Annotated in this window: 1 protein-coding gene; it reads left to right on the plus strand. The window is 64.5% G+C overall.

Going from position 1 to position 282, the window contains the following annotated elements; genetic code table 11:
* On the plus strand, nt 1–282 hold a 282-nt coding region (locus RVY79_RS19115), incomplete at both ends, for a UvrD-helicase domain-containing protein (protein ID WP_317466133.1).

A 282-nucleotide genomic window follows, 5' to 3' on the forward strand; every position in this document is an offset into this window, starting at 1 on the left:
GGTCGATCGTGTCTGATCGGACCTATCTGAAAGCCGCCGAGGGCCTTAAGTCCAACGCGCGGCAGTGGGAGGCCTACGAGTCCACTGGGCATTGCGTCGTCCTGGCGGGCCCGGGCAGCGGCAAGACCAAGACGCTGACCACCAAGCTGGCCCGCATCCTGGCGGAGGATGTGGAAGAGCCGCGAGGCGTGGCCTGCATCACCTTCAACAACGAATGCGCCAAGGAGCTTGAGGACCGCCTGGCCAAGCTGGGTGTGGAGACGTCCAGCAGGGTGTTCATCG

It is taken from the genome of Chromohalobacter sp. HP20-39 (assembly GCF_033052815.1).
Classification (GTDB): domain Bacteria; phylum Pseudomonadota; class Gammaproteobacteria; order Pseudomonadales; family Halomonadaceae; genus Chromohalobacter.